Source organism: Chryseobacterium sp. D764 (assembly GCF_019317325.1).
GTDB lineage: Bacteria > Bacteroidota > Bacteroidia > Flavobacteriales > Weeksellaceae > Chryseobacterium.
In genome coordinates, this window is record NZ_CP079219.1 from 1620208 (window position 1) to 1640962 (window position 20755).

Annotated in this window: 20 protein-coding genes; 9 read left to right on the forward strand and 11 right to left on the reverse strand. The window is 36.6% G+C overall.

The features are described 5' to 3' along the window. Nucleotides 1-6 precede the first annotated feature (6 nt). Nucleotides 7-432 carry a hypothetical protein gene (locus tag KYG33_RS07275; protein ID WP_219072952.1) on the reverse strand — a complete coding sequence of 142 codons (426 nt, stop codon included), beginning with the start codon at nt 430-432 and terminating at the stop codon, nt 7-9. A gap of 237 nt (nt 433-669) precedes the next feature. Between KYG33_RS07275 and KYG33_RS07280 the strand changes: the two genes are divergently transcribed. The 3 genes from KYG33_RS07280 (at nt 670) to KYG33_RS07290 (ending at nt 3417) form a co-directional block, all read left to right on the forward strand. Next, complete coding sequence (locus KYG33_RS07280; RefSeq protein ID WP_219072953.1) at nt 670-1350, forward strand: hypothetical protein; 681 nt, start codon at nt 670-672, stop codon at nt 1348-1350. A gap of 591 nt (nt 1351-1941) precedes the next feature. Continuing rightward, a complete protein-coding gene (locus KYG33_RS07285; RefSeq protein ID WP_219072954.1) occupies nt 1942-2853 on the forward strand; it encodes a hypothetical protein in 912 nt (303 codons plus the stop codon). Nucleotides 2854-2928: 75 nt separating this feature from the next. Continuing rightward, nucleotides 2929-3417 carry a GNAT family N-acetyltransferase gene (locus tag KYG33_RS07290; RefSeq protein ID WP_219072955.1) on the forward strand — a complete coding sequence of 163 codons (489 nt, stop codon included), beginning with the start codon at nt 2929-2931 and terminating at the stop codon, nt 3415-3417. Between the two features lie 22 nt (nt 3418-3439). Here the strand turns inward: KYG33_RS07290 and KYG33_RS07295 are convergent, their stop codons facing one another. Then, the gene (locus tag KYG33_RS07295; RefSeq protein ID WP_047388223.1) at nt 3440-4360 is read right to left on the reverse strand and encodes a helix-turn-helix domain-containing protein; all 921 of its coding nucleotides are present in this window, start codon (nt 4358-4360) and stop codon (nt 3440-3442) included. A gap of 61 nt (nt 4361-4421) precedes the next feature. Further along, a complete protein-coding gene (locus tag KYG33_RS07300; protein WP_219072956.1) occupies nt 4422-5252 on the reverse strand; it encodes an SDR family NAD(P)-dependent oxidoreductase in 831 nt (276 codons plus the stop codon). 222 nt (nt 5253-5474) lie between these two features. Here KYG33_RS07300 and KYG33_RS07305 point away from each other — a divergent pair, with 222 nt between their 5' ends. Continuing rightward, on the forward strand, nt 5475-6539 hold the full coding sequence (locus tag KYG33_RS07305; RefSeq protein WP_219072957.1) for a serine hydrolase domain-containing protein: 1065 nt from the start codon (nt 5475-5477) through the stop codon (nt 6537-6539). Between the two features lie 4 nt (nt 6540-6543). Here KYG33_RS07305 and KYG33_RS07310 read toward each other — a convergent pair whose 3' ends face one another. Then, on the reverse strand, nt 6544-7410 hold the full coding sequence (locus KYG33_RS07310) for a LysR family transcriptional regulator (protein WP_077418644.1): 867 nt from the start codon (nt 7408-7410) through the stop codon (nt 6544-6546). Nucleotides 7411-7503: 93 nt separating this feature from the next. Here KYG33_RS07310 and KYG33_RS07315 point away from each other — a divergent pair, with 93 nt between their 5' ends. Both KYG33_RS07315 and KYG33_RS07320 read left to right on the forward strand, forming a co-directional pair. Continuing rightward, nucleotides 7504-8481: an alpha/beta fold hydrolase gene (locus KYG33_RS07315; protein WP_219072958.1), complete on the forward strand. Its 978-nt coding sequence runs from the start codon at nt 7504-7506 to the stop codon at nt 8479-8481. A gap of 46 nt (nt 8482-8527) precedes the next feature. Beyond that, nucleotides 8528-9490, forward strand: a complete 963-nt coding sequence (locus KYG33_RS07320) for a zinc-binding dehydrogenase (protein ID WP_219072959.1) — start codon at nt 8528-8530, stop codon at nt 9488-9490. A 128-nt stretch (nt 9491-9618) separates the two neighbouring features. Here the strand turns inward: KYG33_RS07320 and KYG33_RS07325 are convergent, their stop codons facing one another. The 3 genes from KYG33_RS07325 to KYG33_RS07335 all read right to left on the reverse strand — a co-directional run bounded on the left by KYG33_RS07325 (nt 9619) and on the right by KYG33_RS07335 (nt 11507). Beyond that, nucleotides 9619-10077, reverse strand: coding sequence for a MaoC family dehydratase (locus KYG33_RS07325; protein ID WP_219072960.1), 459 nt, complete (start codon nt 10075-10077; stop codon nt 9619-9621). A 311-nt stretch (nt 10078-10388) separates the two neighbouring features. Then, nucleotides 10389-10583 (reverse strand): cold-shock protein, encoded by a 195-nt coding sequence (locus KYG33_RS07330; RefSeq protein WP_077418640.1) that lies wholly within the window; start codon nt 10581-10583, stop codon nt 10389-10391. Nucleotides 10584-10721: 138 nt separating this feature from the next. Next, a complete protein-coding gene (locus KYG33_RS07335; protein ID WP_257468951.1) occupies nt 10722-11507 on the reverse strand; it encodes a DEAD/DEAH box helicase in 786 nt (261 codons plus the stop codon). 447 nt (nt 11508-11954) lie between these two features. Between KYG33_RS07335 and KYG33_RS07340 the strand changes: the two genes are divergently transcribed. Together KYG33_RS07340 and KYG33_RS07345 are read left to right on the forward strand one after the other, a co-directional pair. Then, nucleotides 11955-12902 carry a beta-1,6-N-acetylglucosaminyltransferase gene (locus KYG33_RS07340; RefSeq protein ID WP_077418746.1) on the forward strand — a complete coding sequence of 316 codons (948 nt, stop codon included), beginning with the start codon at nt 11955-11957 and terminating at the stop codon, nt 12900-12902. Nucleotides 12903-13025: 123 nt separating this feature from the next. Continuing rightward, nucleotides 13026-14237, forward strand: coding sequence for a winged helix-turn-helix domain-containing protein (locus KYG33_RS07345; protein WP_180564123.1), 1212 nt, complete (start codon nt 13026-13028; stop codon nt 14235-14237). A gap of 180 nt (nt 14238-14417) precedes the next feature. Here KYG33_RS07345 and KYG33_RS07350 read toward each other — a convergent pair whose 3' ends face one another. Beyond that, complete coding sequence (locus tag KYG33_RS07350; protein WP_219072962.1) at nt 14418-15926, reverse strand: adenosine kinase; 1509 nt, start codon at nt 15924-15926, stop codon at nt 14418-14420. Nucleotides 15927-16257: 331 nt separating this feature from the next. Beyond that, nucleotides 16258-17175 carry an SRPBCC family protein gene (locus KYG33_RS07355; protein WP_219072963.1) on the reverse strand — a complete coding sequence of 306 codons (918 nt, stop codon included), beginning with the start codon at nt 17173-17175 and terminating at the stop codon, nt 16258-16260. 217 nt (nt 17176-17392) lie between these two features. On the opposite strand from KYG33_RS07355, the gene KYG33_RS07360 reads away from it, so the two are divergent. Continuing rightward, on the forward strand, nt 17393-18400 hold the full coding sequence (locus KYG33_RS07360) for a GlxA family transcriptional regulator (protein WP_219072964.1): 1008 nt from the start codon (nt 17393-17395) through the stop codon (nt 18398-18400). Between the two features lie 29 nt (nt 18401-18429). On the opposite strand, the gene KYG33_RS07365 is transcribed toward KYG33_RS07360, so the two are convergent. Next, entirely contained in the window at nt 18430-19350 is a 921-nt protein-coding gene (locus KYG33_RS07365) for an AraC family transcriptional regulator (RefSeq protein WP_219072965.1), read from the reverse strand. Nucleotides 19351-19533: 183 nt separating this feature from the next. Next, nucleotides 19534-20445 (reverse strand): SDR family oxidoreductase, encoded by a 912-nt coding sequence (locus KYG33_RS07370; protein WP_219072966.1) that lies wholly within the window; start codon nt 20443-20445, stop codon nt 19534-19536. Between the last annotated feature and the right edge of the window lie 310 nt (nt 20446-20755).

Genomic DNA, 20755 nt, shown 5'->3' on the forward strand with positions numbered 1-20755 from the left:
TATTATTTAAATTACATTATCAATTGTCATTTTAGTAAGCATATCAAAACATTTTTCCTTTTCCTGATGAAAGTTAATAGACATCATTTCATCCCAAGCATTCGGATTATCTTCATATCTTTTTATAGGATTCCATGTATTAATAATATTGCTACATTCAGTATGTACATCAATAATATAACTACGATAGGCAGAAGCTGACGCTGCACTTGTAGCAGCATAGTAAAGATCTGCGCTTAATTGATTTATATTATGACCATAGAATCGAGGATTAGAACTAGGAATAGATAATGAAAAATTCATAAAAATTTTCAGATAGCATTCTACAACATAACCAGCCATATAGCAAGAGTTATGAAAGTCTTTATTAAGGTGTAAAATATTACTACTATCTCGCATTCTCTCTGCGCTATGTATAAAATTATCTGCCATTACTCCAAATTAATTATTCAACTTCCAATTTAAAAATTTTTATCTTATTATTTTAATTTTTTAAGAGAAAACTTTTTAAAATTCAAGGGAATTAGTAAATATCAAATACTTTTTAAAAGCCTCACCCACCTTGGAGATTCTATTTCAAACAAAAGCCTGTTCTATTTTTCATTATTAAAGAGAGTTGCCTATATTTGAAACTTAGCGAAAATTATGGAACTCCCTAACACTTACCATATGAAAACAAAACTCAGCTATCTGTTTATTCTGTTGTATGCTCTTGTAAGTGGTCAGGAAAAATCTATCATTAATGATCTGAAGTTTTCTAACTATTTCGGGTATCCCAAAACCATCACAGAGATCATCACTTATTCACCGGAGAACATTTATAAAAATATTTCCTATTATGACAAAGAGGGTTTTCTGACAAAAATAGAATATTACAATGCTATCGGAAGCGGATCTTCTCATGAAAGGTCTATCAATAAAATCATTACCTACCATTCAAAGGATAAAGCCAAACGCTATTTTGAAGCCTTTAATCCTGGAAATAAGAAGATAGAAACTACAGGCTATTTTGAAAAAGTTTCGGATTCTCTATACAAAAGAGTTTCAAAAGATTCTGTTCACAATATATCACTTAGCAAGTTGTTTTATTTCGACAAAAATAATCGTCTTATAAAAACAGAAGAAACCGGAAATTTCTTTGAAACCCCAGTTAACAGCACTATTTTCTACACGTACATCAATGAAATGAGAAGTGAAACCCTTCTTGAAGATGCCACTAAGCAAAAAAAATCTAAGCTCATTTATACGAATGTAAAGCTTGATCCGCAAGCCAACTCCATTTATGAAGAATTAGTAGATGATCAGGGAGCAATACAACAAAAAATAGAAAGAGTATTTGAATATTATTAACCAGATTGGTTCAGCGTTTTCATAAACCTCTTATACCCCCTTAAAAATTAATCGGCAACACTTACTCAAGTGTCTGGAACCACTTACAGAAATAGCTTCAGCTTCTTCCCTAGTCGTTCTGACACTTAAAGAACTGTCTACTGACACTTAGATAAGTGTATATTGACAATGATATAAGTATGTCCTGAAACCTACAAACTACCTCCAGACCGTTATCTAAGGGGCTCTACCCACTTATCATACCCTCTCCAGGGACTTCCGAACTGCCTCTACCCCCTTGAGTAAGGGGATCTACCCTGTTAAGTAAGGGGATCTACCCCCTTGGGTAAGGGGGTATAGGGGGTTGTATAAGGGGGTAAAGGGTGTTACATAAGGGGCTCGAGACCGTTATTAGAAGGGGTCTAGCCCTTATCATACTGCCTCGAGGGACTTCCTGAAGGGGGTAGAGGACATAAAGCTTATCTGCCCACAAATTCTTGATAGATTTTAAAATCCACATTTAATTTTAAATAACAATTAGTTTTTTTTATAAATTAAAACACCAAACACCTAGAATACAACTTATTAATTTTAGAACCGAGTGACCAAGCTATGATAACAAATATACCAGAATATGAAGATTTTGAAAAAGTGGCAAAAGAGTGCTTAATTCAAGCTCTGGAATCATTTTTTAAGATTTATTGTGAATACAAAAAATATGATAATGAAAATATAAATGAAGAGGTACCATTAAATGAAGTTTGGAATCATAACGAACCAACTTTTAGAACATCTATTATCTTATTACATCAAGGAGTTGAAGCTTACATGAAAAGTGTAATTGTAAAAAATTCTCCTTATTTACTTCTTGAACAAAAAAGATCGGATTGGCCTAGCCTACCAGAAAGTAAAGATGTAGAGTACTCTTCTATGTATACATATGCTGGTGAAAACCTTCTTCATACTTTTTGTACTGTTACTAATCTCGAGCTTAGTTCAGAAAAAATAAAATTCATTGAAGATATTAGACAGAATAGAAACAATGCAATTCATGGAGTCGGAAATATCTTAAATACTCCAAATATTATTATAATTGACATCTTAAAAGCTTATACTTATTTCTTTGGAAAAGATCAATGGTTTAATGACATAAAAAAATGGAATCAATCGAATCCTCTTTTTGGTTATTATGATTGGGATTTTGAGAGTATACAATCTTATAAATTTTTAGATTTTCTGGAGGTTACAATTGGTATAAAACAAATAAATAAATTTTTAAATTTTGAATTGAGTGGAAGAAAATACCTTTGTCCTACCTGTTTCTATGAAACAAATTCAAAAGGCCAACAATTAATGAGTAAGTGGGCATTTCTCACACCTAATAAACCTTTTTCGACAATGCTATATTGTATCAATTGCAATTTTGAAAATGAAGTAGAAAGAATAGATTGCAATATTAAAAACTGCATGGGTAACGTAATTGATATGGATGGTATTTGTCTTACATGTGGCGGAAAACAATAATTCTCTCCAGAGTTGAAATTATTATTGATCCCAATATTTAATTATATTTGAAAATCAACCAAAACACCATTCCAAATGAAAAACAATGCCAATGAAATACAACTCAGGCCGACTGTAGTGGCTGATCTGGATGTTCTTTTTGAATTTCAGCTTGATCATGAAGGAAGGCATCTGGCAGCCTTTACTTCAAAAGATTCCACCGATAAAGAAGCTTATCTGGCCAAATACACCAGATTGCTGGCTGATCCTACCATCAACAACCAGACGATTATCGTTGGTAATGAGATCGCCGGAAGCATTGCCAGGTTCATCATGGAAGGTGATGCAGAAATCACCTATTGGATTGACAAGCCTTTCTGGGGAAAAGGGGTTGCCACCACAGCACTGAAAGATTTTCTTACCCTTGAAACCACCAGACCTATTTTCGGACGTGTTGCCTTTGACAATCTGGGTTCACAGAAAGTACTGGAAAACTGTGGTTTTGTAAAAACCGGTACAGATAAAGGCTTTGCCAATGAGAGACAAACCGAGATTGAGGAGTTTATTTACAGACTTGACCGTTAATGCAGCCTATGTACCGCAAAGGTTAATTGAAAGACTTCCTGAATTCTAATGGAGAAAGTTTGGTTTTGGTTTTAAATAAACTACTGAATGACTGGGAATGCTCAAACCCCAGTGCATACGCCACTTCACTTACAGACAGATTGGTGGTGGAAAGCATTTCTTTGGCTTGGCTGATTAGTTTATCATGAATATGCTGCTGGGTACTCTGCCCCGTTAAGGAACGCAGCATATCACTTAAATAGCTGGGTGAAAGATGGAGGTTTTCTGCAAAATAACTCACCGTAGGTATTCCTTTATTAAGAGACATTTCATCTTTAAAATATCCATCCAGCAAATCTTCAAATTTTTGCAGAAGAGTGCTGCTGGTTGCTTTACGGGTGATAAACTGGCGCTTATAAAAACGGTTGGCATAGTTCAGAAGCAATTCTATCTGAGAGATCATCACATCATGGCTGAAGTCATCAATACGGCTGTTGAGTTCAGATTCAATAAAATTGAAAATAGAAAGTACCGTATTTTTTTCTTCTTCAGAAAGATGCAGGGTTTCTTTTGTGGAATAGGAGAAAAAACCATATTGCCTGATCTTCCTGGCGATGGGATATCCTAAAAAGAAATCAGGATGAATAAGCAGAGAATATTGTGAGCACACCGTATCACTGTTCCCGTTCCCTCCTATCACCTGGCCGGGTGCTGCAAAGAGTAGTCCGCCTTCATTAAAATCGTAGTAGCCCTGTCCGTATTCTATTCTGCCTTCCAGTTTGGGTTTATAGGAGATCTTATAGAAACTCAGAACATGTTTTTGAGACAATTTATCAGTAGCGACCAGATTATGTGCCCCATTCATTAAGCTAATGAGAGGATGCTTCGGTTTTGGCAGTCCGAAAAACTGGCTGGCATCTGATAACGATTCAAATTTGAATGGAGTTTGATCTGTCTTTTTCATAAATGGTATTTTAAAGGTACGAAAAACCGGCTATAATTTTATAACCGGTTGTTACAGTTTATTATGATCCCTGCGCGGCACTGGAAACTTCATCCCAGGCTTCCCAAAGATTGATTCTTTCTGCATATACAGACTTCACCAAAGGAAGGTTATGGCTTCCCAGATGAAAACGCAACGGTGGATTTTCAGCATCTATCACTTTGAAGAGCGCTTCCGGTGTTGCTCTAGGATCTCCTTTCTCATAAGACTGAATGGTCTTCATAAATTCTGTCTTAAAGTCATTGTACACCTCCATGTTCTGGGAAAACTTCAGGGAATCCTGACTTCCGAATTCTGTAGCATAGGCCCCAGGTTCTATAATAGTCACTTTGATCCCGAATTGTTTGATCTCTTCTGCAAGGCTCTCATGGATGGCTTCAAAAGCCCATTTGGAAGAACTGTAATACCCAATGACTGGCAATGTAACGTGTCCGAGATTACTGGATGTCCCTAGAATATGCCCGTATCCCTGCTCTCTCATGATCGGCAACGCTGCCTGAATGACACTTACAGGACCCAAAATATTGGTTTCATATAAAGCACGGATTTCATCTGCACCCGCCTCTTCTATGGTTCCTACCAGCGAATATCCGGCATTATTCAGTACAATATCCAGTTTTCCGAAATGCTGATGAGCTTTATGTACAGCTTCTTTTACCTGTTCAGGATGTGTAACATCCAGTGCTAAAGTAAGTACGTTATCCCCATATTTCTCCTTCAAATCGGCTATGCTCTCCAGTTTTCTTGCGGTGGCCACTACTTTATCACCACGTTCCAACGCTGCTTCAGTCCAGATACGTCCGAACCCTCTTGATGCTCCGGTTATAAACCAGATTCTATTTTGTTGTATCATAATTTTAAATGTTTTATTGACAAAGCAAAATTATAAAGCCTGTTTCCTGAAATTGTAGTCTAATCGCAGAGCTTTGTAGGCGAATTGAGGATCTTTAATTTTTAAACCAAAACATAAGAGCTTTAAACACTTAAGTAAGTTTTGGGGGACAGAAGCATCATACTATGTAATATTCTTACCCTTAAGGTTGTTTTATGAATGACTAACCCACAAAAACTCATCATGAATATTAAAATTACATTACTACTTCTTCTTATTTCCAATTATTTTTTTTCACAAACCATCAACCCGGAAAAATTAGATCATTATTTCAGTTATATTGAAAAGAATAATCTGGGAGTGGGCAGTTTATCTATTTTTAAAAATGGTAAAGAGGTTTATTCTAAAAATTTCGGACAAAAAAATATCCCGGAATTAACTTATAATAAGAATACTAAATATCAGGTAGGCTCTGTTACGAAAATGATTACAGCCGTTTTAGTTTTCAGGTTAATTGAAAAAAACAAACTGAATCTCAATACTCAACTTTCAGAGTTTTATCCGGAGATTCCCAATTCTGATAAAATGACCATTAAAAATTTATTGGAACATACCAGCGGGCTGGGAAGCTATGTGGTGAAAGATGGAGAAGTATGGGTTACCGGAAAAGTAAAGGACAAAGAGATAATGGATTTGATCATCAAACAGGGAAAGAGTTTTGAGCCCGGTGAAAAAGTGGCATATTCTAACTCTGCGTATTATCTTTTAACAAAAATTCTCGAAAGAAAATATGAAAAATCGTTTTACAAGATCGTTCAATCAGAAATTATAAAGCCTCTCCGATTAAAGAATTTAATACCTTTCAAAGCCAATCAAAAAAACATATTCCTGCCTTATCGTTATGAAAACAATTCCTGGAGTATGTTGAAAGAGGAAATAGACTTTCTCAATGTAACCGGCGTGGGTGATATCTCTTCAACCCCTTATGATCTGAATATTTTCATCAACAGTTTATTCCATAATGTCATTCTGAAAAAAGAAACACTGAAACTGATGGAACCTGTATTGGGAAAGGAAAATTGGGGAAGAGGAATGGCAATCTGGGACTTTAATGGCATTACATTTTACGGCCATGGCGGCGATACCTTAGGATCACACGCTATTCTCATCTATAATAAAGAGGCAGATCTCTCCATCGCTTATAATACCAATGGAGAACGGATTAAAAAGGAGGATTTCATAAAAAATGTAGTTAATCTGCTCTATAACAAAGAAATTACGCTTCCTGAAATCAAAAACAAATTGTAATAGATCATAATAATTGCGCATGCATATCAATAAAGCACTGCAAAGCTTTGGACTGCGGTCCGTCTTTTCTGAAAACAAGAATGGTGTTCATGGTTCCCAGCTGCTTATTGAGGCCATAGGTCTTAATGTTTCTTCCTGCGTAATATTTGGAGACAATTTCTTCCGGCAGTATGCTGATTCCCAAACCTGCTTCTACGAAATTAATCACACCCTCAATAGAATTCAGGGTGGTACTTTTATAATTCAGAATTCCTTTATGGCTAAGCCACGATTCTAATCTTTCTCTGAAAATACAGCCCTCATCAAATACGACGATCTTCAGGGGTTCGTTCGCAATCAGGGTTTGCAGGTTCGGGCCTTTTGATGAGGTAAGAATGACAAGCTGCTCTTCTTTAATACAGATCTTTTCCAGTCCTTTGGCATTTACGGGAGCGGAAACGAAAGCAGCATCAAGCCTGTAATCCAGAACTCCGGAAAGTACGGCATCTCTTGTATCAGATTTAAACTCCAGCTCGATACCGGGATATTTTTCGTCAAAAGTATTGAGGATCTCGGGTACTTTCAAAGCCATTGTTGTTTCTATACAGCCTATTTTCAGACATCCTCTTATATTTTCACCGCTCAGAATATTGTTCTTTGCTTCTTCCACCAAATGCTGAATCTGTTTAGAATACTGCATCAGGATCATCCCTTCAGAAGTAAGCTCTACTTTCCTGGATGTACGTGAAAAAAGCTTAGTATCAAACTCATCTTCAAGACTTTTTATTCTTGCCGTAACATTGGACTGAACCGTAAACATCGTGGAAGCGGCTTTGGTAAAACTTCCACTTTCTGCAACGGCTTCAAATATTTTCAAATCGTTTATATTCATTTCAACTAATCATTAAAAGTGATTGTATTGATTATAATTAATCGTTTCCAGTAATCAAATATCCGTATTAATTTTGAACTGTCAAAAAAATCAATGAAAACAATTTCAAGACAATTAATTGCAAGCCTGTCGCTTGGCTTAGTGATGAGCAATATGACCATGGCTCAATCCAAACAAAAATTAACTTTAAACAATCACATTATGGAAAACCATCCTATCCACTACAGAAACATTAAAGTAAATGATCTAAACCTATTTTACAGAGAATCAGGCCCAACTGATGCTCCTGCAATACTTTTACTGCACGGATACCCTACTTCATCCCATATGTTCAGAAACCTGATCCCGATTTTGAGTAAAAAATACCATGTCATCGCTCCAGATCTGCCTGGTTTTGGTTATTCTGATGCTCCGGATCACCAGCAGTTCTCATATACCTTTGACCATCTTGCAGAAACGGTACAGGCATTTATTGATAAACTGGGAATGAAACGTTTTGCGGTTTATATCTTTGATTATGGAGCTCCGGTAGGCTTACGCCTGGCTATGAACAATCCTGAAAAGATCACTGGTATCGTCTCCCAAAACGGAAACGCCTATGAAGAAGGATTAAGCAAGGAATGGAATCCTATACAGAAATACTGGAAAGATCCCTCACAGGAAAACCGCCTTGCATTGAAAGACTTTGTTTCTAAAGAAGCGACCCAATTTCAATATTATCATGGTGTTTCTGATCCTTCTCTCATTGCACCGGAATCGTATACCCTTGATCAGAAATTCCTTGACAGACCGGGTAATATAGAGATCCAGCTGGACTTAATGAAAGATTACAGAACCAATGTAGCTTTATATCCCAAATTCCATGAATATTTCAGAAAACACCAGCCAAAGATGTTATTGGTATGGGGAAACAAAGATCCATACTTTTTGCCTGCAGGAGCTGAAGCTTATAAAAAAGATCTTCCCAATGCAAAATTAAAATTTTATGATACCGGGCACTTTGCGCTGGAAACCAACGCTGAAGAAATAGGTGCCGAAATATTTGAATTTACGGGAACACTGCCTCAATAGTAAATGCAGGTCTTAAACTAATAAAAAGTAAGCGAAATATTTAATTATGAAAACAATTGTCATAAAAAACTACGGAGGACCGGAAGTTCTGGAGGTAACGGAAAGTCCCGCTCCTTTTATAACAAATTCTTCTCAGGTATTAGTAAAAGTAAGGGCAACTTCGGTAAATCCTCTGGATTATCAGGTAAGACGTGGAGACTACGCATCTCAATTTGAATTACCTATCACAACCGGCCATGATATTGCGGGTAATGTTGTTGCCGTGGGTGAAGCTGTAACAAAATGGCAACCTGGTGATAAGGTCTATTATTCGCCACGTTTTGGCGGACCGGGCAGTTATGCAGAATATCACATTACCGACGAATCCTCATTATCCGGAATGCCAGATAACATCAGCTATGAGGAAGCCGCTGCGATTCCGCTTATTGGAGGAACGGTATGGGAAATGCTCGTGGTAAGGGCTCAGATAAAAAAAGGAGACCGTATTCTCATTCTCGGAGGTGCAGGTGGTGTTGGCTCACTCGCTATACAGGTGGCTAAATCGCTAGGTGCTTATGTGTACACAACAGGGCAGAGCATTTTACACGAAAAGCTTCAGCATCTCGGAGCGGATGTGGTCATTGATCATCAAAAAGAAAACTGGGTTGAAGAAATACAGTCTTACACCCAGGGAAAAGGTGTTGATGTCATTATCGATACGGTTGGAGGAACTACGCTCTCAGACAGCCCTCTGGCTTTAGCTGATTATGGTACTGTAGTAACGCTGGTTGATATTGCACAGCCACAAAACCTTATCCATGCCTGGGAAAAAAATGCAACGTATCATTTTGTTTTTACCAGACAAAGCAGAGACGAGCTTCATCATATTACCCAATTGATAGAAACCGGACAGGTAAAACCCGTTATAGACAGTATCTACCCTATTGAAGAGGTTCAAAAAGCCCATCAGAGGATGGAGGATTCAAAACGCAACAGACCTTTATTGGGTAAAATAGTGCTTTCATTGTAAAACACAGGGGCAGCCGTTTTTAACAACCCATAGAACAGGTGGCAAAAACTTAAAAGTATCATTGAATTCAATGATACTTTTTTATTGCATGGAGCATTCAGTTAAAAATTATCAGTGTAAATTTTGTATCAGGAAAAATGATAAAGAAAAACCACATCTCCTGTATAAGCAGGTTTTATATGATCTTTAATGAGCAGTTTGGCTTCAACAACTGCTTTTACTGTTCCCTTGAGGTTGATTACTGATTTTACCGTTGCCTGCAGCTTTACCTCACTGTTTACCGGCACAGCGTCTCCGAATTTAAGATTCTCGATCCCGTAATTGATCTCCATTTTTACATTGCGAACATCGGCAATCTGTTTCCAGAGATAAGGAATCAATGATAAGGTCAGATAACCATGAGCAATGGTTGATTTAAAAGGGCCTTCTTTTTCTGCCCTTTCTTTATCTGTATGGATCCACTGATCGTCTAAAGTAGCATCTGCAAATCTGTTGATCTGCTCCTGATCTATCATATGCCAGGCAGAATCTCCAATCATCTGTCCTTCACAAGCCTTGTACTCATCAAAATTATTGATAACAATCATATTATTTCCTGGACCTTTTAAGGGATTAAAATATGTACAGCATTTATAATGAATGCGGTAACGATTGCATATCAAGTCTCATATTTTATTTTTCAGATATCAATCTTCTTGAATCCCCGAAAAACCTCTCACATAAAGTAAGAGGCTAATGAACATAATGAAAATAAAAAAAATCTACTTACATCAATGTCTTTTCAAACAATATATCCGGATACTAAAGTGTATGGATGTTGAATTGTAAAAAATATAAAAATATGAGACTTGACATGTCAAAAGATGTTAATTTAACATCTATGCAATTAAGATTTCAATTATGCTAACTTAACGTTAACAGCATTTAAACCTTTATCACTTTTTTGTACATCAAAAACGACTTTATCATTTTCCTGGATCGATCTTGTGTTTAATCCTGAAGAATGTACAAATATATCTTTACTTCCATCTGCTGGAGTAATAAAACCGAAGCCTTTTGCTTCATTGAAAAATTTTACGGTGCCTTCTTGCATTGTAATTATTATTAAAAATTATATATTATAGTCTGTAAACGTTACAGATTCTATTTGTAAAAATGAAATAGCTGTTCATTCTATTCCGGTTCTTGTTCTGATCCTGTAGACATAGATTCAGTGGTGTATACTGAAATTCTACGGCTGCTGGACCAATTTGCTGGTTACATGTTTGGTACGTGTAAGAAGCATTGTTCTTATGTTTTTTTTCTGCAGAGTATCAGTCTGCACATCATTTTTCTTTTCTTTTTCTGCAAAACCATCCGCCTGCTTAGCGGTCTGCGCTGCAGAAGAAACCGGACTGACAATAACCTCCACAGGATTGTTCAGAATTGTTCCGGCAAAATGCCTTACACTTCCCGGGATTGTTGTAGAAAAAAACAGATTTTGTCTTTTCTGGGGAAGCAGTTTTACTACTTTTTTTATATCATTAATGAGGCCTATTTCAAGCATTTTATCTGCTTTATCCAAAACAAATACCTCAATTTTCGAAAGATCAATATGTCTTTGATTTTCCAAATCGAGCAGCCTTCCCGGTGTTGCCACAAGAATGTCCACTCTTTTTCTCAGTGCTGCAAGCTGGCTTCCGACAGGAATACCTTCGTACACAGAAAGCTGAGACAATGGCAAATATTTACTGTAAATTCCAAGATTTTCTTCCAGCTGTCTGGCTAATTCTGGTGTGGGCGTAAGTATTAAAATCCGTATTTCTTTATGTTCCGTAGTATGCCTTTTCAACAGTTGCAGAATAGGCATAATAAATGCTGCTGTTTTTCCTGTACCTGACTGGGAACATCCTACAACATCCCTGCCCGTTAAAATAAGTGGAATTGCGTTACACTGTATTTCAGTAGGTCTGGAATATCCTGCTTCTGTCATGGCACGGATAATGGGATTGATTAGGTTTAAATTTTTAAAATTCATTATAAATTCCGGCTTCCCGGTATTTCGTAAGCAAGTCTGTTTATCAGAATTGAGTTGGTATATCATTAAGGATAAACAAATAAAGAAAACTCTTTTCTGCTCATCATTTTTCTTGTTTTAGCTACAATATTATCCTTACTACAGTATGGATTATCCAGCTATGACGCATCGCTTCTCTACAATAGAACTTTATACTCTTTGATTTCTGCCCAAGAAATGAAGACTATAAATTGGTAGCTGAAAAAGCAAAACTGAAAGAAAAAAATGTGATTTTAAACTATGACAGAATAGCAAAGGCAGTGACCTGTTTTATAAATGTTTTGCAAACCTACAATAAAAAAAGGCAAATACAATTTTATTTAAATGATTGATTATCAAAAAATTATTCTTATCTTCTACCAATCAATCAAATTGTTTGCTATCGCGGATGATTTTAAACTCCGAATCATGCAAATTTCCGATCCCATAGCCAAACCTCATCCCAAAACTCTGGAATCACCTACAGGCCCGCATGTAAGGATTGCCTATTTTATTATGGTACATCATAAACCTGAGGTATTTAAAGAGATGTTTCAGAAGATTTATACAAGGGATCAGTTTTATCTTATCCATATCGACAGGAAAGCTAAGCCCGAATTCATTGAAGAAATACAGCTGTACATCGTTCAATTTCCGAATGTCTATATTCTGGACAGCCTGAATATTGTGTCAGGAGGCTTCAATATGGTTCAGGCAGAGCTGAATGCTATGGAATTTCTATTAAATGTAAGTAAAGAATGGGATTATTTTATCAACCTAAGCGGGGAAGATCATCCTCTGAAATCACAAAATATCATCCGCCAGTTTCTTTCCACCAATAAAGACCGGAATTATCTTTTTTATTATGACCAGAAATTTTACAGACCGGATACTCTGCAGAGAATACAGAATCATTTTACGGAATTAGCCTATATGATCTCATCCTTCATCTATAAAAGAACATTTATGAAGGGAGTGGTCCCCTATATTGGCGGAAAATGGTTTATTTTCACCAGAGAAACCTGTACATTTTTAACCAGTAACAAAATAGTAATGGACTTTGAAGATTATTATCTTCATACTTTTCTGCCGGCAGAATCATTTTTTCAGACCGTTCTTATGAATACTTCATTTAGTGATATCATCATCAATGATGATAAAAGAGCGGTAGTTGAGAAATCAATTTTTCAAAACACACAGGACACATCCACTTATATTGAATCCTTACAATCCGGAAATCAGCTTTTTATCAGAAAAATAAATGGCAAAACTGATGAATATATAAGAAAATACATTGAAGAAAGTTTTCATCTCCCGTTGCCCTATGTAAATGAGATTGAAAGAGAATTAAAAAGGGATAACGACCATAACAACTGATGCTTCACCTGTATTCTGTCACCAGCCATCCCATGCGAGTATTTAAATGACATCTTACTCAAAGCTTTCGGTGGAATCATTATATTTGAAAAAATATCACAAACAAATCTGTTTTCTTCGGATATGGAAAAGAAGTTGACTTTGGAGCATTTAAAGCTTGCAACATTAAATAGTCAGGGATTAACCCAAAATACACCATTCGGAACCGGAAAAGATGCGGTTCTTCATGCATTGGAGCATCTCGGATATATACAGATTGATACTTTGTCTATGGTGGAGCGCGCCCATCATCATACGCTCTGGACCAGAATCCCGGACTTTAAAGCAGATGATCTGGAGGAACTGGTAGGAGAACGTAAAGTATTCGAATATTGGTTTCATGCCGCTTCTTATCTTCCAATGCAGGATTTTCGGTATGTTTTACCTCAAATGCTGACCATCAAACGAGGGGAGTCCCGTTACTACAATGCAGACCCAAAAGTAATGCAGTACGTTACAGATACCATCCGCCACGAAGGCCCTAAACGGGCAAGAGATTTCGAAAACGAAAGTCATAAAACAGGAACCTGGTGGAACTGGAAACCTGCCAAACTGGCTCTTGAAAGACTTTTTATGCAGGGAGACCTGATGATCAGCGGACGTTCCGGTATGCAGAAAACATATGACCTGGCCGAAAGAGTTCTACCCACTTCCATGAATACCACAGAACCTACTCCACTTGAGCTGGCGGAATATCTGGTAACAACCAATCTCCGTGCTTATGGATTTACTACGGTAAAGCAGATTACCCATCTTAGGAGTGGAAATGACCTGAAGAAGAATGTCAATATAGTGTTACAAACTATGCTGGAAGAAAACAGAATATCGAAAGTCAGGGTTGATGGAGGAAACTCCGTTTTTGTTCAAAATGATCTGCTGGAAAAAACATTTGCTCTGACAGAATCCAGTGTACGGCTGCTGTCACCGTTTGATAATTCTATTATTCACCGTGACCGGATCAAACAGATTTTTGATTTTGATTTCAGGCTGGAATGTTATACTCCAAAGGAAAAAAGACAATATGGTTATTTCTGTCTGCCGATACTGTTTGGAAATCAGTTTATAGGAAGAGTTGATTGTAAAGCCCACAGAAAAGAAAAAAAATTTGAGCTTATTCATTTACATATTGAAAACAATACAATAGCTCCTGAAGTATGGCTTACCCCTTTTGTAGAAACCGTAAAACGTTTTGCAGTCTTCAACGGTTGTGAATCGTTAGTATTGACAAAGGTAAGTCCATCAAAATTAGGTACTGCTGTAAAAAAGGAGTTATCCAGATCAAGGCTTACAAAATAATCTTCATCAATCTATAAAAGGCAAAAGACCATCTCAAAAGTGTCATTCTGAATGAAATGCAATGTAATGAAGAATCTCATATGTTTGATCGTTAATGAGATTCTTCCTTCGTCAGAATGACAAAAGTCAAATTGTTCGACGTTTGAGACAGGCTCTTTATTTTTTCCGGGAAACCCCTGATTAGTTTAATTTCTGATTTGTTTTCTGGACAAAATCATTCCATTGCTGGTTCAGATAGGTTAATGATTTCTTTTTCTCATTTTCATTCAAAGAAGAATAATTAATGGAATTGAAAACCAGTTTTTTCAATGCTTTTACATCCAGTTCCCAATACACCAGCGCTACCCAGAAATCATAACTAAGCCCTGCGTATCCATAAACTGAAGGATCATCACTGCTGATGGAACACTGTATTCCATTGCTTAACAATACTCTGGCAGGGTGATTTCTCATATCACTCACATATCCCAGAACCTGGTTACTGATGGGGCTTACTTCAACCAGTTTATTCTGTTTTCTGATCTGCTCCATGGTTTTGGGGAAGTAGATAAGATTCAGTCCGTGTCCAATTCTTTTGTTGTTTAATAAAGCTACATCCAGAACATTTTTATTCAAGGCGGAGTTACTTTCTCCGGCGTGAAGGAAAAGAGGTATTTCTACACCATACTTCTTGTTAAGTTCATTCAGTTTTGCCCAGTTCTTCTCGAAAAAACTGATGTTATGTCCCGCAGCTTCATCTGCTACAAGATCAAAACCTGAGATCATATCCGGAAATTCTTTCTTCATCTCAAACGCTGTTTCAAGCTGTTTTCCGATACTTTCATTATCCAGGAATTTAAAGCTTGAATAGATCAGTTTCAGGGTGAATTGCGGATCAGACTTATGTATTTCTTTAAGAATGTCCTGCAGATCTGTGATGGAAGTTTTTAGAGGATATTTCCCATGCTGGAAATCGTAAAGCTCATCAAAAATATATCTGATTTCTACGTGCTGTACTTTATCTTTGATCAAATCCTGGAATCCTTTCAAATAATATTCTTTAAAGAAAGGACGATAAGGAAGCAGCAGATTGATACGCTTAAAACGTTTTTCAAATTCAATCCAATAATCTGTGTAAGAGCATAAGCTATCACGTTTCAGAGTGAGAAGTTCCTGTAATTGTTTTTCAAAATCCGGGGTTGAGTTCAGTTTTTTATCAAGGCTGACAAATCCATTCGGAACTTTTCCTTTTTCAAAAAAAGCCAGCTGTCCAAAAATGAACTGATCATTATCTTTCTGATCGTAAACATAGCATTCCTGATATTTTCTGGCAGCCGAAATAATCCATTGCACCTCCGTTATTCCTCCGCTGTGGGTGTGCAGTAAACCTCCTTTCGGCATGGTCTGTAGGAGTTCATACAACTTACTGCTTTCTATTAATGGTCTTAATTCATAAAAAGAGTTGTTGTATAAAGATATTTTTTTGGATTCTGTATCGCTCAGAAATTGCTTACGTATTTGGAATATCTTTTTATCCAAAGCTGTTTCAGCATCAGACAGTTTTATATCAGCGTCAAATGCTATATCCTCATTTTCCTTCTCTAACGATTTCCAGTTTTGCTGGTAAGCAGATGTTTCAGTCCCTTTATTTTGTCCCCAAAAGAAAGGTGCTCCCAAAAGTGCTATATAAGTAAGGTATTTTTTCATCATAATATTGGCGTGGTTTTCTACAATTGTTATGCTTTATCGCTCCTGATAAAGAATTGTGCAGATAAAATAATTATCAAAAATATAATTAATTTTTCTGTAAAAGAACACCAATTCCATTAAGAATGATGAGAGATATCAATTTTTTAAATTTCAGAAACAGTTTTTCAAGGATGGCAGCAGGTACAATTCACTGAATTACAAAACAATCTTAAGAAAAAGGCTGTCTTCTCTGTGAAACAGCCTTATTTTTTTATTTTTTTATCAAAACTATAAGAGTTATCTATTTTTAGATATTCTGACAATCAGGATCGGATAATTATGGAGTACAGCATTAATTTATTTTATCAAATTCCGGATATGGAAAACCTTTTCCTGTTTCACAAAGAGATTTCAGACTTCTGAAAAATAAGGCCCAGTCAAAACTGCAGGATGCAAATTCTGAATTGTATGATTTCCAGCCATCATGATGGAATAATAAAACACATCCTTTTTTATGAGGTTCCAGCTCAAAAGTGAGTGTAGTACCAACCCAGTCCACAAATCCCTTGATACAACGCCACTTCACCAGACTATAAGGTTTCAGATCCACCACTTCCATCTTTTTAAAATAATCAGGTCCAAAACCAAATCTCAGCATACTGCCTATCTCAGCTTTTGCTTCCGTATCCGGAGTCCACCATCCGGCTAATCCTTCCTGGGTAGTGATGGCTTCATATACTTTTTCAACAGGTACAGTAATGAGCAATCTATGATAAATGCTTTTCGTATCTGTATTTTCCTCCGGATGATCAGAGACCGTAAAATCTTCTTTTGGAGTTGCTTTCCCCTGACCTGTCGTAATAAGGGATTTCAGACTGTCCTGAATATAATGAGTCCAGGCGTCATGGCAGACCTCGTAGCATTCACCTTCAGGAATCAGCCCCTGATGGGTAAATGTAAGTTCTGTTTTTCCTTCTTTTTCATGGATATCAAATACGATATGAGTGTCTACCCATTCTGTTTTATCTTCAATGAAATTAAAATCATTATCCAGAACATGCCACATCACTCTGGTATTGGGCTGCATTTCTGTAATTTTTATCCTGCACCGGTGGACATCACGATAATGATAGGCAAATTCGCTGTTCAGTACAGATGTAGATCCTTCAATGTTTTCAGACCACCAGCCCCGGACATTATTAATGGCATCAAATACCTGCTGTGGCGCAGCATCAACGGTAATACTTGTTGTAAAATCCTGTGATTTCATAATTTTATTTGTTATTAGTGTTAGTTTTTTCTTTTCTGCCATCCTTTCGGACTGTATTCTCTTATTTACTTATTCAAAGGTAAGAACATAGAAAGACCTGTAAGGGGTGTAAAATAGACATTATAAGAGGTTGATCCGGACATCTTATTTTTTTATATTTGTATGATACAGATGAGGTTACAATCGGCACAATTTATTCACCTTTACATTCTGCGATATGAAACATTTAACCATATTAGTTCCCGATGCACAGACAGCACCCAATACATTATCCTGTATTATAGGGACCTATCATATTTTTACGGAAGCAAACAGGTATTACAGCCACAACAATAAAGATATGGTATTCACCATCGAGCTGGCAGGAGTTTCTGAGCATTCTGATTTTGTAAATGGTTTGCTTACCGTGATTCCACAGAAAAATATTGCAGCAGTCCAGAAAACCGATCTGATTGTCATTCCTGCCATTGCCCCGAATTTCACAAAAATAGATGACCAAAATACGGCACTTGTCCATTGGATATCGGAACAGTATAAAAAGGGAGCGGATGTAGCCAGCATGTGCACTGGAGCTTATATATTGGCTTCTACAGGACTCCTGGATTCAAAAAGCTGTTCTATCCACTGGAATACGGTTGCCAATTTTAAAAAACTGTTTCCCAAAGTGAATGTAAGGGCAGAAAAAATCATTACGGATGAACACGGTATTTATACAAATGGCGGAGGGTATTCTTTCTTAAACCTTCTTCTTTATCTGGTTGAAAAATATTACGACAGACAAACGGCTATTTATTGTTCCAAAATATTTCAAATTGACATCGACAGGGAAACACAATCGGATTTCATCATCTTTAACGGGCAAAAATCGCATGGTGATGACATGATTATTCAGGCCCAGGAATACATTGAAAAGAATTTTTCTGAGAAAATATCCATGGAAGCACTTTCCCAGAAATTCACAGTTGGAAGACGAAGTTTTGACCGCAGGTTTATAAAAGCAACCGGCAATACTCCTCTTGAATACCAACAAAGAGTAAAGGTGGAATCTGCAAAAAAAGAACTGGAAATCTCCCGAAAAACCATCAATGAAGTGATGTATGAAGCAGGCTATTCTGATGTGAAAGCCTTTCGGGAAATATTCCGCAGAATTACGGGCTTATCTCCTATCGAATACCGGAATAAATACAATAAAACAGGGATTAAATCCAAACAGCACCATTCATAATAAAGCTGTTTGTATCTTATCTTTATCTTCTACTGAAAAGAGGTTCTGAACTCCAGCGGAGAAAGCCGGGTTTTATTTTTAAATAGTTTTGTAAAGGACTGTGGATGCTCAAAGCCCAGTTCATAAGCAATTTCACTTACTGAGAGATCTGTCGTAGAGAGTTTTTCTTTCGCTTTTTCAATCAACTTATCATGGATAAACTGCTGGGTACTTTGCCCGGTAAGGGTTGTTAATAGCCGGCTAAGATAATTGGGTGAAATTCCAAGTTCTTTTGCTGTAAACTGTACCGTAGGCAACCCTTTTGACACCAGATCATTATCATTGAAATAATCAACCAATAAAGTTTCTAAACGGGTAAGAATGTTATGATTGGTTATTTTTCTGGTAATAAACTGCCTTTCATAAAACCTTTCGGAATAATTGAGCAGTGTTTCCATATGGGAGATGATAATATTCTGGCTAAATTTATCAATTACCCCATGATATTCCTGTTCAATATGTTCTATAATTCCATTGATGGTAAGCTCTTCTTTTTTTGAAAGAAACAAAGCTTCATTCACTGAATAGTCAAAAAAATCATATTGTTTTATGGTCTTTGCCATTGAGGTGTTCCACAGAAAATCAGGATGAATTAACAGCATCCAGCCGGATTGTTTATCCTTCATACCGGAATCTGCTTCAATTCTGAAAACCTGATTCGGGGAAATAAAAAACAGAGTTCCTTCATCAAAATCATATTCCTGCTGGCCATACTTCAGCTTTCCATTCATTCCTGTTTTCAAAGAAATCTGGTAAAAATCCAGCATCCAGTTAACTTCTCCGATATCAGCAGGCCGCTTAACATTTTTGTAATCAATCACACTGATCAGCGGATGCTCAGGAGGCGGTAATCCTCTTGAGCGGTGAAATTCTGTAATGGTTTTTATTCTTTTTGTAACCCGTCTTTCCATATCTATAAAATTACAAATTGTTTTACCACAGAGAACATCGATTTTCACAGATGCTGTGGTTATTATTGTACACTTTTAAAAATCAAAGATTCTAAAAACTTATGTGTTCTTCTTTTGCGTAACAATATCCTCTAAAGTTTATTTAAGTGTTTAAAGCTTTTGTGACTTTTGTTGTTCAATATTTTACACTTCCTCATTTTGGTAAGCAGCGGCAAATTCTATTGCAAAATCTGCCAGTTTCACCTTTCCCAGGACAGGTGGATGCTGATAATAATCTTCGTACAGAATTCCACTTGCCTGACTTGCCTGAGTTTCTACAAAACCTTTAGCTACCTGTTCATTGAAACCGATGTCAAGCCAGCTTTTCAGTAATTCCTGATCTGAAATCACTTTCCATGACAGCTCTGCCTTCCCGATTGATTCTCCCAAAGCTTTTGCAATTTCATTGGGAGAAACCTCATCACTGGCTACATAACGTACTGTCTTCCCATCAAATGGTTTTTCAATTTCCTCAGCTACAACATCTGCAATATCTAACGGAGAAACCCACGGTTCTTTCTGATCACCTCCCCAATTGGAAACAATGGCTCCTTTGTTTTTTATCGTACTGATGAATGAAAACATATTGAAATAAATACCGACAGGACGAATGAATTTAATTGCAATATCATCCGGCAGCTGCTTCAGGATCTGCTCTACATGATAATGAAAGACAATAATGCCTGTCCCCTTATCTGTATGGGCACCAATGCTGCTGAGATGGATAATCTTCTTCACTCCTGAACGTTCTACAGCAGTTTTGTAATGACGACCGATTTCACCGATCTTTCCGATAAAATCAATGTTTTTATCAAACATATCTCCTGCGGCTTCCATTGTTTCCATTAAATAAACAATGTCTGCTCCTGTAAACGTTTCTGTAAGAAATTCTGCATCAAACATACTGCCTATGGCAGCTTTTGCTCCCAAAGCTTCTATAGCAGCTATTCTTTCTTCCTTACTGCTGATTACTGTAACTGAGTGTCCTTTTTGTACAAGTTCTTTTGTAAGTGGTTTTCCGATGTTCCCAATGGAACCTGTTAAAACAATATTCATTTATTTAATTTTTTGTTGGTGTAAAATTCCGAAATGCATCTAAAGAATATTTCACCAGATCTATCCTCTTCTTAGCCAAAACCAAACCTCTTACAAAAATTTCACTTGCTCAATTCCCAGTTCAGGCAGCAGCTTGTGTTATAAAATAAATAAAAAGTCTACAAAAACAATAGACTTATTATATTAACGTTAATTCACAGTTTCAAATCTTATTTTTTTATAATTTTTTTAACATTTCAGATGATTAATTAAATTAATGGCTATCAGACACATACAATAAAAAAATTCTATAATTTTCAATTAGTCTACT

Excerpts from the sequence above, each read along its gene's own strand:
- KYG33_RS07330 (WP_077418640.1), bottom strand. The coding sequence starts at position 10,583 with ATGCAAGAAGGCACCGTAAAATTTTTCAATGAAGCAAAAGGCTTCGGT.
- KYG33_RS07310 (WP_077418644.1), bottom strand. The coding sequence starts at position 7,410 with ATGAATATAAACGATTTGAAAATATTTGAAGCCGTTGCAGAAAGTGGA.
- KYG33_RS07315 (WP_219072958.1), top strand. The coding sequence starts at position 7,504 with ATGAAAACAATTTCAAGACAATTAATTGCAAGCCTGTCGCTTGGCTTA.
- KYG33_RS07355 (WP_219072963.1), bottom strand. The coding sequence starts at position 17,175 with ATGAAATCACAGGATTTTACAACAAGTATTACCGTTGATGCTGCGCCA.
- KYG33_RS07360 (WP_219072964.1), top strand. The coding sequence starts at position 17,393 with ATGAAACATTTAACCATATTAGTTCCCGATGCACAGACAGCACCCAAT.
- KYG33_RS07350 (WP_219072962.1), bottom strand. The coding sequence starts at position 15,926 with ATGATGAAAAAATACCTTACTTATATAGCACTTTTGGGAGCACCTTTC.
- KYG33_RS07275 (WP_219072952.1), bottom strand. The coding sequence starts at position 432 with ATGGCAGATAATTTTATACATAGCGCAGAGAGAATGCGAGATAGTAGT.
- KYG33_RS07285 (WP_219072954.1), top strand. The coding sequence starts at position 1,942 with ATGATAACAAATATACCAGAATATGAAGATTTTGAAAAAGTGGCAAAA.
- KYG33_RS07280 (WP_219072953.1), top strand. The coding sequence starts at position 670 with ATGAAAACAAAACTCAGCTATCTGTTTATTCTGTTGTATGCTCTTGTA.
- KYG33_RS07325 (WP_219072960.1), bottom strand. The coding sequence starts at position 10,077 with ATGATTGTTATCAATAATTTTGATGAGTACAAGGCTTGTGAAGGACAG.
- KYG33_RS07290 (WP_219072955.1), top strand. The coding sequence starts at position 2,929 with ATGAAAAACAATGCCAATGAAATACAACTCAGGCCGACTGTAGTGGCT.
- KYG33_RS07340 (WP_077418746.1), top strand. The coding sequence starts at position 11,955 with ATGCAAATTTCCGATCCCATAGCCAAACCTCATCCCAAAACTCTGGAA.
- KYG33_RS07370 (WP_219072966.1), bottom strand. The coding sequence starts at position 20,445 with ATGAATATTGTTTTAACAGGTTCCATTGGGAACATCGGAAAACCACTT.
- KYG33_RS07335 (WP_257468951.1), bottom strand. The coding sequence starts at position 11,507 with ATGAATTTTAAAAATTTAAACCTAATCAATCCCATTATCCGTGCCATG.
- KYG33_RS07320 (WP_219072959.1), top strand. The coding sequence starts at position 8,528 with ATGAAAACAATTGTCATAAAAAACTACGGAGGACCGGAAGTTCTGGAG.
- KYG33_RS07345 (WP_180564123.1), top strand. The coding sequence starts at position 13,026 with ATGGAAAAGAAGTTGACTTTGGAGCATTTAAAGCTTGCAACATTAAAT.
- KYG33_RS07295 (WP_047388223.1), bottom strand. The coding sequence starts at position 4,360 with ATGAAAAAGACAGATCAAACTCCATTCAAATTTGAATCGTTATCAGAT.
- KYG33_RS07300 (WP_219072956.1), bottom strand. The coding sequence starts at position 5,252 with ATGATACAACAAAATAGAATCTGGTTTATAACCGGAGCATCAAGAGGG.
- KYG33_RS07305 (WP_219072957.1), top strand. The coding sequence starts at position 5,475 with ATGAATATTAAAATTACATTACTACTTCTTCTTATTTCCAATTATTTT.
- KYG33_RS07365 (WP_219072965.1), bottom strand. The coding sequence starts at position 19,350 with ATGGAAAGACGGGTTACAAAAAGAATAAAAACCATTACAGAATTTCAC.